Source organism: Streptomyces coeruleofuscus (assembly GCF_039532725.1).
Taxonomy (GTDB): domain Bacteria; phylum Actinomycetota; class Actinomycetes; order Streptomycetales; family Streptomycetaceae; genus Streptomyces; species Streptomyces coeruleofuscus.
Genome location: NZ_BAAASE010000003.1, coordinates 426,403 through 439,539, shown reverse-complemented (window position 1 = coordinate 439,539; position 13,137 = coordinate 426,403). Strand labels below are relative to the sequence as shown.

Sequence of the window (13,137 nt, the reverse complement as noted above, 5' to 3'; positions counted from 1 at the left end):
GTGGGACGGCAGGATCACGCGGGCAGCGCCGGGACCTCCCGTCTCCGGCCGCCCCTCGGCCGGTCCGTGCCCGGTCCGGGCCCCTCGGCCGGCGGTCGTACGGACGGCAGCCGGATCACCACGTCCAGGCCGCCCGTCGCCGCCGCGTGCAGGGTCGCCTCGCCGCCGCTGGCGTGGGCGAGGCGCTGCACCAGGGCGAGGCCGAGTCCCGAGCCGCCCTTGGGGGCGCCCGGTGCGCGCCAGAAACGGTCGAAGGCGCGGGCCCGCTGCTCCTCCGTCATGCCGGGGCCCTCGTCGGTGACGTGCAGGTCGACCCAGCGGGGGCGGCTGTCGCGCAGGGCGCGGCGGGGCGGGGCCGGCATCCGCAGCTCGATCGTGACGGTGCTGCCGGGCGCGGACGCCCGCAGGGCGTTGGACAGCAGGTTGTCCATGATCTGCTCGACGGCTCCCGGCACCGCGAGCACCGGGCCGACGCTGCCCGCGAAGAGCACGAGGGAGACGTCCTCCCGGGCGAACAGCGGCTGCCAGGTGCGGTGCCGTTCCGCGCAGACCGCGCCCAGGTCGACGGTGGCGGGGATCGCCGCGTGCTCCTCCAGCCGGGCCATCGCCAGCAGGTGCTCGACCATCCGGGCGAGCCGGTCCGTCTCCGTGACGGCGGCGGTGAGGCTGCCCCGGGCCCGGGCGGCGACGTCCGGCTCCAGGTTCTCCAGGCGCAGCCGCAGCGCCGCGAGCGGGGTCTTCAGCTGGTGGGAGGCCTCGCCGGCGAACGCCCGCTGGGAGGCGAGCAGATGGGCGAAGCGGGCCGCGGTGCGGTTGAACGCCGCGGCCAGGCTCCGTACTTCCGGTGGGCCCTTCGTGATCGTCACCGGGGTGAACCGGCCGCCGCCCTCCCCCAGCTCGTGCGTCGCCCGCTCCAGTTCACGAATGGGGCGGCCGGCCCAGCGGGCGAAGGCGAAGCCGACCACGGCCACCGCCGTCAGCACGGCCAGTCCGCCCAGGGCGAGCAGCAGCCACACGTGGTGGACCCGCTCGTGCACCGTCCGCGTGGGCACCGTCAGCCACACGGCCCCCACCGGCCGCGCCTCCTGGCCGACGGGCGCGGCCACCGACAGGTACTCGACCCCGCCGATCGTGGAGGTCCGCACGTCCACCGTCGAGGTGCCCCGCAGCGCGGCCGCGATGCCCGGCCGGTCGGCCAGGGCGCCGGACACCGAGGTGTCCATCGGGTGCGAGGTGGCGAGCGGCACGCCGGCAGCGCCGACGATCACCACCTTCCCGCCGATGCGCTCCGCGCAGTGCGCCACCCGGGCGGGCAGGTCACGCTCGGCCCGCCCCGCCGCGAGGGACAGCGCGGCGTACGCGGAGACCGACTCGGCCTCGTCCTTCGCCGCGTTGACCACCTGCTCCCGCTCCCCGCGGGAGTAGACGAAGCCCAGCGGGATCTCCAGGCAGAGCAGCACCAGCGCGGCGAGGCTGAGGTAGCTGAGCAGCAGCCGTCGGGTCATGGAGAGGCCACCTGCGGGGCGTTCGGCCCGGTGTGCACCGCCAGCCGGAAGCCCACGCCCCGCAGTGTCCTGATCCACGCCGGGTGCCCCAACTTGCGGCGCAGCGCGGCCACATGGACGTCCAGCGTCTTGGTCGGGCCGTCGTAGTGCGGATCCCAGACCCGGTCGAGGATCTGCTGGCGCGAGTAGACCGCGCCCGGGTCCTCGCTGAGGAGCGCCAGCAGGTCGAACTCCTTGGGGGTGAGCGGCACGGGGGAGTCGCCGACCCAGACCTGGCGGGTACGGCGGTCCACCACGAGCGGGCCCGGGTCGTGCGGGGGATCGGGGGCCGGATCGTACGACGGTGTCGCAGGGGGGTCGTAGGAGAGGGCCGGGGCCGGCTCGTACGTGGGGGAGGGGGCCGCTTCGTAGGGCGGCGGTGGCTCGGGGGTGCCGGGCGCGGCCGGTGTGTTCGGTGTGCCCGGGGTCTCGGGGAACGGCTGCTGGGTGCGCTGCGTGCGGCGGGTCACCGCCCGTACCCGGGCCACCAGCTCCCGCACGCTGAATGGTTTCGCCAGGTAGTCGTCGGCGCCCAGCTCCAGGCCCAGCACGCGGTCGGCCTCCTCGCCTCGGGCGCTGAGGATGAGGATGGGCACGTCCGAGACCTGCCGGATACCGCGGCAGACGTCGATGCCGTCCATGTCCGGCAGTCCCAGGTCGAGCAGGACGACGTCGTTGTACGGGCCTCTCAGTCCGTCCGCGCCGGTGGCGACGTGGTCGACCGACAGCCCGAAGTGGCCGAGCCCCTCGGTGAGCGGCTCGGCGATCGTCTCGTCGTCTTCGATGAGCAGCACTCGTAGGCCCATACGTCCTGTCTCTCCGTGAGCCGGCATGAATCCGGGCAGCGTGAATTCGCGTTTTCTGCCCTGGAGTTCACACGCTACAAGATGACCGTTGGTAAGGGTATCCCGACAAAGAATGTTCAATTCCTGGCCGGGCTCTGGAGTTCGCTTAACCTTCCGCTGTAGGTCGTCCGTCTACGGTGGGGTGCATCGAAGGAAACCGCAGCTCAGGAGGGTTAAGTTGAAGGCATTGCTGGATCGCGCCCGCACATTCAGGACGCGCGTCGATTTCGACAGCGGCGAATACCGGAAACTGGCCGAAGGGCAATATCCGGAGGCGCTGTTCATCACCTGCTCGGACTCCCGGGTCATACCCGCACTGATCACCGGAGCCCGGCCCGGTGAGATATTCGAGCTGCGTAACGCGGGCAATATCGTGCCGCCCTACGGACGGCCCGGGGCCTCGGGAGAGGCGGCCACCATCGAGTACGCACTGGAAGTGCTCGGGGTTCAGGACATCGTGGTGTGCGGTCACTCACACTGCGGCGCGATGGGCGCGCTGAAGTCCGGCGACGACCTGTCCGCCCTGCCCGGCGTGGACGCCTGGCTCCACATCGCCCGCCCGGAACTGGCGCCCGTCCTCGAATCCGCACCGGACGACCCGTCGCTGCCGGAGGTGTCCCAGGGCAACGTCGTCAACCAGCTCGCCGCGCTGCGGAGTTACCCGGTGGTGCGACAGCGGCTCGACACGGGCCGGCTGCGCCTGCACGGCTGGTACTACGAGGTGGACACGGCGTTCGTCTACGAACTCGGTGACGACGGCGCCTTCCGGGTGCATGCCGCGTGAGCGGGGCGCATGCGCGGGGGCGGGGACGCGGCGGCGCCGCGCCAGGGGGCCGGGCGGCCGGTCCGGCGGGAGATACGGCGGCGGACCGGGGGGCGGCTGATTCCGGTTCTTCTGACTGGGAGTCGGGAGGTTCCGGACAGGGCTCGGGGGACTGGGGAGCGGGTGGCTTCGCAGTGGCATCGGGGGACTGGGGAGCGGGCGCTCGCGGCGAGGGCGCCGCGGGTTGGAGAGCGGCCGGTTCCGAGGGGAGTGCTTCGGACTGGGCGGCGGGCGGTTCCGCGGAGAGCTCGGGGAGCTGGGAGTCGGGCGGCTTCCCAGGGGGCTCGGGGGGCTGGGGGCCGGGTGGTCGCGGTGAGGGCGCGGCGGGTTGGGGGGCCGCTGGTTCCGACGGGGGTGCCGCGGAGTGGCTGACGGGCGGTTCCGCGGACGGGGCGGCGGACTGGGGGTCCGGCGGCTCGGCGGAGGGTGCGGCGGACTGGGAGTCCGGCGGCTCCGCGCGGAGCTCGGGGGACTGGCAGTCGGGTGGGCCGGTGCGTGGCGCGGCCGAAGGCGCCGCGGGCTGGGGGCCGGGCGGACCGCCGGACGGTTTGACGGGCGGCCGGTCGGGGTCGAGTGGCCCCGGCGGGGGCCTGGCCGGAGGGGCTGCGAGTCGGCGGTCTGGCGGTTCGGTGGGCGGTTTCCTGGGTGGCCGGTCGGGTGGCCCGGGCGGCGGTTCGGCGGGGGACCGGGCAGGAGGGGCTGCGAGTCGGCGGTCTGGCGGTTCGGTGGGCGGTTTCCTGGGTGGCCGGTCGGGTGGCCCGGGCGGCGGTTCGGCGGGGGAGCGGGCAGGAGGGGCTGCGAGTCGGCGGTCTGGCGGTTCGGTGGGCGGTTTCCTGGGTGGCCGGTCGGGTGGACCGCGCGGCGGCCCGGCGGGGGACCCGGAAGGGGGCGCTGCGAGTCGGTGGTCGGGCGGATCGTCCGGTGAACCGGCCGGCGGCTCGGCCGGAGGTGCCGTGGGCGGTGCGCTGGGCGGGCTGATCAGCCGTGTGTCCGGTGGTGCGAAGGGCGGGGGTGGCAAAGCCGGGGCCCGGACCAAGGCCGACCTCGTCACCGACATCACCGCCTCGCTCGTCGTCTTCCTCGTCGCCCTGCCGCTGTGCATCGGTGTCGCCGTCGCCTCCGGCGTGCCCGCCGAGCTCGGGATCATCTCCGGGGTGATCGGCGGTCTGGTCGTCGGCGCGGCACGCGGCAGCACGCTCCAGGTCAGCGGGCCGGCCGCCGGCCTCGCCGCGCTCGTCGCGGAGACCGTCGCCGAGGTCGGTGTGGCCATGCTCGGCGTGATCGTGCTGTTCGCCGGGATCCTCCAGATCATCCTGGGGCTGGTGCGGCTCGGGCGGATGTTCCAGGCCATCTCGGTCGCCGTCGTCCAGGGCATGCTGGCCGGCATCGGCGTGCCGCTGATGTTCAGCCAGGCCTATCCGATGGCCGACGCCAAGGCTCCCGGCACGGCGCTCGAGAACATGGCCGGCATCCCCGGACTGCTGGCCGGGATCCTGACCGACCCGCAGGCGATGATCGCCACGCTGCTCGGCGTCGTCACGATCGTGCTCAGCTTCGTGTGGAAGAAGGTGCCGGGCCCGGCCGGGAAGATCCCGGCCGCGCTGGTCGCCGTGGGCATCGGCATCGTGGTCGCCGCGCTGCCCGGCGTGGACGTGAAGACGCTCCAGGTGGGCAATCTGCTCGCCTCCGTGTCGGTGCCCGGGCCCGAGCAGTTCGCCGGGCTCGCGGACGGGGCGATCATCACCGCCATCCTCACCTTCACGGTCATCGCGTCCGCCGAGAGCCTGTTCACGGCCGCCGCGGTGGACCGTATGCACAGCGGCCCGCGCACCCGCTACAACACCGAGCTGATCGCCCAGGGCGCCGGGAACACCGTCGCCGGCCTCCTCGGCGCGCTCCCGATCACCGCGGTCGTGGCACGCAGTTCCGCCAACGTCCAGGCCGGGGCCAAGACCCGGCTCTCGCGCACCCTGCACGGCCTGTGGCTGCTCGCCTTCGCGCTGCTGCTGCCGCAGGTGCTCGCGCTGATCCCGATCTCGGTGCTCGCCGGTGTCCTCGTGCACAGCGGCTGGAAGCTGTTCGGGCCCGCCGAGTTCCCGAAGATGTGGCGGCAGGACAAGGGCGAGTTCGCGGTGATGACGCTGACCACGCTGGTCATCGTCGTGACCGCGCTGCTCGAGGGCGTGCTGATCGGCCTCGCCGCGGGCATCGTGCTGGCCGCGCTGCGGATGTCCCAGACCGCGATCCGCCAGCACGTCGAGGACGACACGGCGAAGGTCGTCATGGCCGGCAACGCGACGTTCCTGCGGCTGCCGAAGGTGATCGAGGCGCTGGAGGCCGCCGCCGCGGCCGGGAAGCCGAGGATCCGGCTCGACCTGACCGGCGTGACCCACCTGGACCACGCCTGCCGCAACCAGGTCGAGGAGTTCACCGCCCAGCAGCGGGGACTGGGGCTGCGGGTGGAGCTGCTGATGCCGGGGGAGCCGAAGCAGGCCGGTGGGCGGGCCGAGGCGCCCGTGGGCGGGGCCCAGACACCGTTGCCCAAGCGGCCGGTCACGGCCATGGCCGAGGAACCGTGGAGCGAAGCGGTGGGGGAAACCTCGCCCTGGCCCCCGGCCGACGCCGAGTGGTTCTACCTCGACACCCGGCCCCTCCCGGACGACCAGCGGTCGAGCCCGGTGGGCTGACGGCGGCCCGGGGCCAGGGGCCGGGACCTCCTCGCCGTACCTGACCGGGGGGCGTGCACGCCCGAGTACGTGCACGCCCCCCCGTTCGATCAGGCGGCGCGCGGCCCCTCGTAGGGTGGATCGCGGCCACCGACGGAGGGAGCCTGCCATGCCAGGCTGGAACACACAGGACATCCCGGACCAGAGCGGCCGCGTCGCCGTCGTCACCGGCGCCAACAGCGGGATCGGGCTCGTCACGGCACGGGAACTGGCCCGCAAGGGCGCGCGGGTGGTGCTCGCGTGCCGCAGCGAGGCCCGGGGCAATGCGGCCGTGGACCGGCTCCGTGCGGAACTGCCGGACGCCCGGGTCGAGCTGGGCCGGCTCGACCTCGGCGACCTCGCCTCCGTACGCGAGTTCGCGGCCGGTTTCCCGTACGAGCGGCTGGACGTGCTCGTCGACAACGCAGGGGTGATGGCGCTGCCGTACGGGACGACGGCGGACGGCTTCGAGACGCAGTTCGGGGTCAACCACCTGGGGCACTTCGCGCTCACCGGCCTGCTGCTGCCCGCGCTGCTGGCGGCGCCGGAGGCCCGGGTCGTGGTCGTCTCCAGCGGGATGCACGCCCTCGCCAACATCGACATCAACGATCTCAACAGCGAGCGGCGCTACCGGCGCTGGATCGCCTACGCCCGTTCCAAGACGGCCAACCTGCTGTTCACGCACGAGCTGGCGCGCCGGGCGGCGGCGCACGGCACGGACCTGGTGGCGGCCGCGGCCCACCCCGGGTACGCGGCCACCAACCTCCAGACCACCGGACCGCTCGCCGAGGGGCGCCGGGTCGCCGAGCGGCTCGTGCGGATCGCCAACCGGGTCGTCGCGCAGCCGGCCGAGGCGGGCGCGCTGCCGATCCTGTACGCCGCGACAGAACCCGGCGTACAGCCCGACTCCTTCACCGGCCCGCACATCTCCATGTGGCGCGGGGCGCCCGCACCGTCCTGGCGGGCGCCCTGGACCCTCAACGACGTGGCGGGGCAGCGGCTGTGGGCCGCGTCCGAGGAGCTGACCGGGGTGACGTACGGCACGCTGAAGGCATGACGCTCACAGGGAGACGGCCACCGCGCTGAACGTCGTCTGAGGCGTCTGTGGGCTGGTGAAGCGGGCGTTGACCAGGTAGAGGCGGTCGCCGTAGCGGGCGGCGGTGGTGGGGACGTCGAAGCGGGGGTCGGTGACCGTCCTGGTCAGGGTGGCCGTGGTGGCCTGCCTGTCGAGGTCCCAGACGGTGATCTTGTTGAGGCGGTTCTGGACGACGTACAGGCTGCGGCCGAGACGGACCAGGCCGTCGCCGCCCGCCACGTCCGTCGCGCCGCTGAGCGTGACCTTGGTGGCGTGGCCGGTCCGCAGGTCCACGGTGTACAGCTGACCCGCGTTGACGACGATCAGACCGCGGCCGTCGGGGGTGGCGACCAGGCCGTTGGCGCTGTTGGTCCCGGCGGGAGCCTGCACCCACTCGCCGGTGAGAGGCAGGGCGCGGACTTCGCCCCGCCGGCCGCGCGGAACGCCGTGGAGGACCGCGGCACGGGAGTCGGTGAACCAGGCGCGGTCCTCGTGCAGGACGACGTCGTTGATGAACGGGGCTGCATCCCTGGTGAGTTGATAGGTGGTCAGCAGCTCGCCGGTGCGCGCGTCGACGATCCTCGCGGTGCCTCCGGCGCCGCCGGCCACGTACAGCAGGCCGTCATGGTCCAGCTTCAGGCCGATGGACGCGAGACCGGCGGCGCCCTCGTGCAGGACACCGCCCCTGCCGGTGCGCAGGTCGGTGCGGTAGATCGCGCCGTCGGCACGCGAGCCCATGTACGCGTACGGCCTGCTGCCTGTGGTGATCCCTTCGGGGAGCCAGCCGTCGGGCAGCGGGAACTCGGTCGGCCAGCCGGTCCCGGGAGCGGCCTGCGCCGTGCCGGCACCGGCGGCCACCGCGAGCGCCGCGACCGCCCCGCCGAGCACGGTCCGCCGGGACGGCTGGGGGTGGTTCCGAGTCATGGTGGGGCCTCCGTGGAATGAAGGTGGGGGTGTGACTCGATGAAACGCGAAGTACCCCCGGCACGGCAGCCGAGTCGGCGAACTCGACAGCAACTCGACAGCCCCGCCCGTCAGTTGATCAGTGGACGATCGACACGATCCGGCACACGGCCTGGGCGAGCCGCCGGTCCCCGTCGACCCGGGCCCGGGCGAGAGCGTCGGCCGGCTGGACGCCTCGCGTGCACAGCCGCCAGGCGGTCTCCGTGTCCAGCTCCACGGTGGCTGCCGATGGCCGGCCGTCGTGGCCCTGCGCCAGGGACCAGCCCTCCGGCCCGGCGGTCACGGTCCAGGTGCCCCCTCCGGGGCCGGTGACCGTCAGCGCCACCCGTGTGCCGGCCGGCGCGGTGGTGTCCCGCAGTGTGTGGGGCAGGGCCCGCATGAACGTGTCCAGGACCATGTACAGGGCCCCCGGCTCGGGGTCGGTGCCCAGCCCGGCCGCGTGCCGGATCTGCTGGCGGTGCGTCCAGTACTCCGTGAACTCCCGGGCGCAGTCCAGCCACATCGGCGCCGGGTCCACCCCGGCCCAGGACACGCCCAGGGACGGCGCGTCCAGGTCGGCGTGCGCGAAGCGGCGGGCCAGTTCGCCACCGGCCTCTTCCAGGGCGTCGACGAGCGAGGCCGGGTCCATGTCCCGGTGGCGGTCGACCCACTCCTGGTTGGCGCGGTGGATGAACGCCTCCAGGGTCTCGCCCGGCGCGAAGGCGCCGAACTCCCGGCGGCCGAGGCGGGCGCGGTAGTCGCCGAGGACGTGAGCGGAGACGTCGTGCACGGTCCAGCCCGGCACGGCCGTCTCGTTCCACTGACCGGGCCGCAGGCCCCGCAGCAGCCCCAGCAGCGCCTCCAGTTCCGGCTCGAACAGCGGGCGGGCGTCGATCGGAGGGCCGAGCCGGGAGAGGCCGGGCCTGTCGTTCGGCTGCGCAACCATGGCCCCAGTCTGCCGGGCGGCAAACGGAAACACCCCTCCGGGGGAGGGGTGTTCCGGGCGGGCGTGCGCGTTCCTACGCGGTGCGCACCTTGTACGTCGCCACCTGTACCTCCTCGTCGTCCAGGCACTGCCCGGACGCCAGGTCGAAGCGCTGCTTCAGCAGCGGGGAGGCGACGAACGGGCGGCCCTGGTGAGTGCCGGTCAGGCCGCGGGAGAGGACCGCCGCGCCGGTGAACGGGTCGCGGTTGTCGACGGCGAACAGCTCACCGGAGCGGTCCCGGAAGATCGCCGCCTGGCGGCCGTCCGGCAGCAGTGCCGCCACCCCGCGGCCCGGGAGCAGCATGCTCAGGTCGCAGACCGCGAACCAGTCGCCGTCAACAGCGAGTTCGACCTTCAGATCGGTGGTCTCGGGTGCCAGGGTCATCGCTGGGCGCTTCCTTCCAGTACGTCTTCGGCGGGTCGCATACCGATGGACAGCAGCGGCAGGTCGGGCTTCATCTGGTCGCGCTCGGGCACGAACGCGACGACCGGGTCGGGGGTGTCCGGCGCGTTCACGAAGGACACGAACCGGGCCAGCTTCTCGGGGTCGTTGATGGTCTCGGCCCACTCGTCGCGGTAGTGCGCGACGTGCGCCTGCATCAGCTTCTCCAGCTCGTCGCAGATGCCGAGCGAGTCGTGGACGACGACGTCCCGTACGTGCTCCAGGCCGCCGGGGATCCGCTCCAGCCAGGTCGAGGTGCGCTCCAGGCGGTCGGCCGTACGGATGTAGAACATCAGGAACCGGTCGATCAGGCGGACCAGTTCGGCGTCCGACAGGTCCTGCGCGAGCAGGTCCGCGTGGCGCGGGGTGGCGCCGCCGTTGCCGCCGACGTACAGGTTCCAGCCGTTGGCGGTGGCGATCACGCCGAAGTCCTTCGACTGGGCCTCGGCGCACTCGCGCTGGCAGCCGGAGACGGCCGACTTCAGCTTGTGGGGGGAGCGCAGGCCCCGGTAGCGCAGCTCCAGGTCGATCGCCATGCGGACGGAGTCCTGGACGCCGTAGCGGCACCAGGTCTGGCCGACGCAGGACTTCACCGTGCGCAGCGACTTGCCGTAGGCGTGGCCGGACTCGAAGCCGGCGTCGACCAGGCGGGCCCAGATCAGGGGCAGTTGCTCGACGCGGGCGCCGAACATGTCGATCCGCTGGCCACCGGTGATCTTCGTGTAGAGGCCGAAGTCGCGGGCGATCTCGCCGATCACGATCAGCTTCTCCGGGGCGATCTCACCGCCGGGGATACGCGGGACGACCGAGTACGAGCCGTTCTTCTGGAGGTTGGCCAGGAAGTGGTCGTTGGTGTCCTGGAGGGCGGCCTGCTCACCGTCCAGGACGTAGCCGCTCGCGCCGATCGTCGGAGCGAGGGAGGCGATGATCGAGCCGACGGCCGGCTTGCAGATCTCGCAGCCGTTGCCGCCCCTGGCCTCCTCGCGGCCGTGGCGGTCCAGCAGGTCCTGGTAGGTGTTGATGCGCAGGGCGAGGACGATCTCGTACAGCTCCTCGCGGGTCTGCGAGAAGCAGCCGCACAGGCCCTTGTCGACCTCGACGCCGCTGGCCTCCAGCTCGGCGGTGACGAGCTGGCCGAGGACCTTGACGCAGGAGCCGCAGCCGGTGCCGGCCTTGGTGCACTTCTTCACCTCGGGCACGGTCGTGCACTGGTGGTCGGTGACCGCGCCGCGGATCGTGCCCTTGGAGACGTTGTGGCAGGAGCAGATGATCGCGTCGTCCGGCAGCGCGGACGGGCCGAGCTGCGCCGGGGCGCCCGCACCGGCGGGCAGGACGAGGGCCTCGGGCGCGACCGGCGGGACCGAGCCGGTGAACGCCTTCAGCGTGCCGTACGCCTCCGCGTCGCCGACCAGGATGCCGCCGAGCAGCGTGCCGTCGCGGCCGATGACCAGCTTCTTGTACAGGCCCGCGCGGGAGTCGGAGTAGACGACGTCGAGGCAGTCCTCGGCGGTGCCGTGCGCGTCACCGAAGGACGCCACGTCCACGCCGAGCAGCTTCAGCTTGGTGGACAGGTCGGCGCCGGTGAAGGCGGCCTCGTCGGCGGCGATCGTCGCGGCCGCGGTCTCCGCCTGCTCATAGCCGGGGGCCACCAGGCCGTACACCCGGCCGTCGGCGGCCAGCGCGCACTCGCCGATCGCGAACACGTGCGGGTCGTTCACCGTGCGGCACTGCTCGTCGACCGCGATGCCGCCGCGCTCGCCGACCGTCAGGCCGCAGTCGCGGGCGAGCTGGTCGCGGGGGCGGACACCGGCGGAGAACACCACCAGGTCGGTGGAGAGTTCGGAGCCGTCGGACAGCTTCATGCCGGTCACGGCGCCGTCCTCGCCGACGACGATCTCCTGCGTACCGACGCCCGTGTGGACGCTCAGGCCCATCTCCTCGATGGTGCGCAGCAGGGCGGCGCCGCCGCCCTCGTCGACCTGGACGGGCATCAGGCGGGGCGCGAACTCCACGATGTGGGAGGTGAGTCCGAGACCCTTCAGCGCGCCCGCGGCCTCCAGACCGAGCAGACCGCCGCCGACCACGGCACCCGTCGTCGCCTTCTTGGCGTACTCCTCGATGGCGAGGAGGTCCTCGATCGTGCGGTAGACGAAGCATCCCTCGGCGTCCTTGCCCGGGACCGGCGGCACGAAGGGGTACGAGCCGGTGGCCAGGACGAGCACGTCGTAGTCGACGACGAGACCGGAGCGGGCGGTCACCCTGCGCGCCTCACGGTCGATCGTCTCCGCCGGGTCACCGACGCGCAGCTCGATGCCGTGGTCCTCGATGAACCCCAGGTCCGTCATGGACAGGTCCTCGGGCGTCTTGCCCGAGAAGTACGAGGTGAGCTGGACGCGGTCGTAGGCCGGGCGCGGCTCCTCGCAGAGCACGACCACGCGGTGCGTGGCGGTCAGGCCGCGCTCGGCGAGCGCTTCGAGGAAGCGCTGGCCGACCATGCCGTGGCCGACGAGCACGATCGTGGGGGTGGCCGTGGACATCAGGAGCCTCCATCATTGGTGAGCAGGTGGAGCAGCGGGCCGCCGTCGGTCGGGAGCGGCTCTGCTCCCTCCCAGGCGCGGGCGAGCGCGCCGACGGTGCCGAGTTCGCCGACGAGGACCCCGCCGACCAGGCGGTCGTCGCGGACGACGACCTTGCGGTACGTGCCGCGGGTGGCGTCGGCGAGCTGGACGACGTCGTCGCCCGGGAGCGCCTCCGTCTCGCCGAAAGCGGCGAGGTCGAAGGGGCTGTCGTGCCCGTTCAGGGTGAGTCGCGTCAAGGAGCGGGTGCCGGTGTAGCGGGCGTCCGCGTCGCCGGCGAGCAGCTCCGCGAGCGCGTCGGCCTGTTCGAGTGCGGGAGCGGCGAGGCCGTAGAGGACGCCGTCGTGCTGGGCGCAGTCCCCGATGGCGTGGATGTACGGGTCGGAGGTGCGCAGCTCGTCGTCGACGACGACGCCCTTGCGGACGTCGAGGCCGGCGGCCTGCGCGAGACCCACCCGGGGGCGGACACCGCAGGCCACGACGACGAGGTCGGCGTCGAGCGCGAACCCGTCGGCCATCTCCACGGAGCGGACGGCGCCGCCGACGCAGCGCACGTCCCGGACACGGCACTCGGTGTGCACCTCGACGCCCAGGTCGGTCAGGTGCCGCTTGACCAGCTTGGACGCGGCCGGGTCGAGCTGGCGCTCCATCAGCCGCTCGGACTGCTGGGCGAGGACGACCTGGGCGCCGCGCAGGGCGAGCGCACGGGCCGCGGAGACCCCGAGGAGCCCGCCGCCGATGACGACCGCCTTCGCCCCCGGCCGGACCGCCTTGGACAGGCCGAGGCAGTCGTCCATGGTCCGGAAGGCGTGGACGCCCTCCGGCAGGACGTGGTCGGGGGTGAACAGGCCGCGCAGCGGCGGCAGGACGGGGTTGGATCCGGTGGCGAGGACGAGCCGGTCGTATGCGATCACCGTGCCGTCGGCGCACTCGACGGTCCGCCCGTCGCGGTCGATACCGACGACCCGCCCGCGCGTGGCCTGCGCGGGCGCGGGCAGTGCGATCACCTCGGGGCTGTAACGTCCGGCCAGCACCTCGGCGAGCAGCACGCGGTTGTAGGGCCGGTGCTCCTCCTCGCCGATCAGCAACGCGGGCGTGCCGAGCTCACCGAGCCGCCGGGCGAGCCGTACGCCCGCGAGGCCGGTGCCGATCACCACCACACGCTCATTCGAGGTCATGTACTCGAGCGTGCGGTGCCGG

General features: G+C 73.2%; 10 protein-coding genes. 3 read left to right on the top strand and 7 right to left on the bottom strand.

Annotation, left to right across the window (positions count from 1 at the left end):
• Nucleotides 1-14: 14 nt before the first annotated feature.
• A complete protein-coding gene (locus ABFX81_RS13230) occupies nucleotides 15-1,505 on the bottom strand; it encodes an ATP-binding protein (protein WP_086850027.1) in 1,491 nt (496 codons plus the stop codon).
• Nucleotides 1,502-2,350: a response regulator transcription factor gene (locus ABFX81_RS13225; RefSeq protein ID WP_346138091.1), complete on the bottom strand. Its 849-nt coding sequence runs from the start codon at nucleotides 2,348-2,350 to the stop codon at nucleotides 1,502-1,504. The genes ABFX81_RS13230 and ABFX81_RS13225 overlap by 4 nt, the downstream gene beginning before the upstream one ends.
• A 217-nt stretch (nucleotides 2,351-2,567) precedes the next feature.
• Here ABFX81_RS13225 and ABFX81_RS13220 point away from each other — a divergent pair, with 217 nt between their 5' ends.
• The 3 genes from ABFX81_RS13220 (at nucleotide 2,568) to ABFX81_RS13210 (ending at nucleotide 6,974) form a co-directional block, all read left to right on the top strand.
• Nucleotides 2,568-3,173 (top strand): carbonic anhydrase, encoded by a 606-nt coding sequence (locus ABFX81_RS13220; protein ID WP_346138089.1) that lies wholly within the window; start codon nucleotides 2,568-2,570, stop codon nucleotides 3,171-3,173.
• Between the two features lie 1,025 nt (nucleotides 3,174-4,198).
• Nucleotides 4,199-5,899, top strand: a complete 1,701-nt coding sequence (locus ABFX81_RS13215; RefSeq protein WP_346138193.1) for a SulP family inorganic anion transporter — start codon at nucleotides 4,199-4,201, stop codon at nucleotides 5,897-5,899.
• 148 nt (nucleotides 5,900-6,047) lie between these two features.
• Nucleotides 6,048-6,974: an oxidoreductase gene (locus tag ABFX81_RS13210; protein WP_086855097.1), complete on the top strand. Its 927-nt coding sequence runs from the start codon at nucleotides 6,048-6,050 to the stop codon at nucleotides 6,972-6,974.
• Between the two features lie 3 nt (nucleotides 6,975-6,977).
• Here the strand turns inward: ABFX81_RS13210 and ABFX81_RS13205 are convergent, their stop codons facing one another.
• The 5 genes from ABFX81_RS13205 to ABFX81_RS13185 form a co-directional block, all read right to left on the bottom strand.
• The gene (locus tag ABFX81_RS13205; RefSeq protein ID WP_086855096.1) at nucleotides 6,978-7,916 is read right to left on the bottom strand and encodes an NHL repeat-containing protein; all 939 of its coding nucleotides are present in this window, start codon (nucleotides 7,914-7,916) and stop codon (nucleotides 6,978-6,980) included.
• Nucleotides 7,917-8,034: 118 nt separating this feature from the next.
• On the bottom strand, nucleotides 8,035-8,880 hold the full coding sequence (locus tag ABFX81_RS13200) for a maleylpyruvate isomerase family mycothiol-dependent enzyme (protein WP_086855095.1): 846 nt from the start codon (nucleotides 8,878-8,880) through the stop codon (nucleotides 8,035-8,037).
• A gap of 73 nt (nucleotides 8,881-8,953) precedes the next feature.
• Complete coding sequence (gene nirD / locus ABFX81_RS13195) at nucleotides 8,954-9,304, bottom strand: nitrite reductase small subunit NirD (protein WP_086855094.1); 351 nt, start codon at nucleotides 9,302-9,304, stop codon at nucleotides 8,954-8,956.
• The gene (nirB, locus tag ABFX81_RS13190; protein ID WP_086855093.1) at nucleotides 9,301-11,898 is read right to left on the bottom strand and encodes a nitrite reductase large subunit NirB; all 2,598 of its coding nucleotides are present in this window, start codon (nucleotides 11,896-11,898) and stop codon (nucleotides 9,301-9,303) included. Before nirB ends, nirD begins: the two co-directional genes overlap by 4 nt.
• Nucleotides 11,898-13,115, bottom strand: coding sequence for an NAD(P)/FAD-dependent oxidoreductase (locus ABFX81_RS13185; protein ID WP_346138088.1), 1,218 nt, complete (start codon nucleotides 13,113-13,115; stop codon nucleotides 11,898-11,900). The genes nirB and ABFX81_RS13185 overlap by 1 nt, the downstream gene beginning before the upstream one ends.
• Between the last annotated feature and the right edge of the window lie 22 nt (nucleotides 13,116-13,137).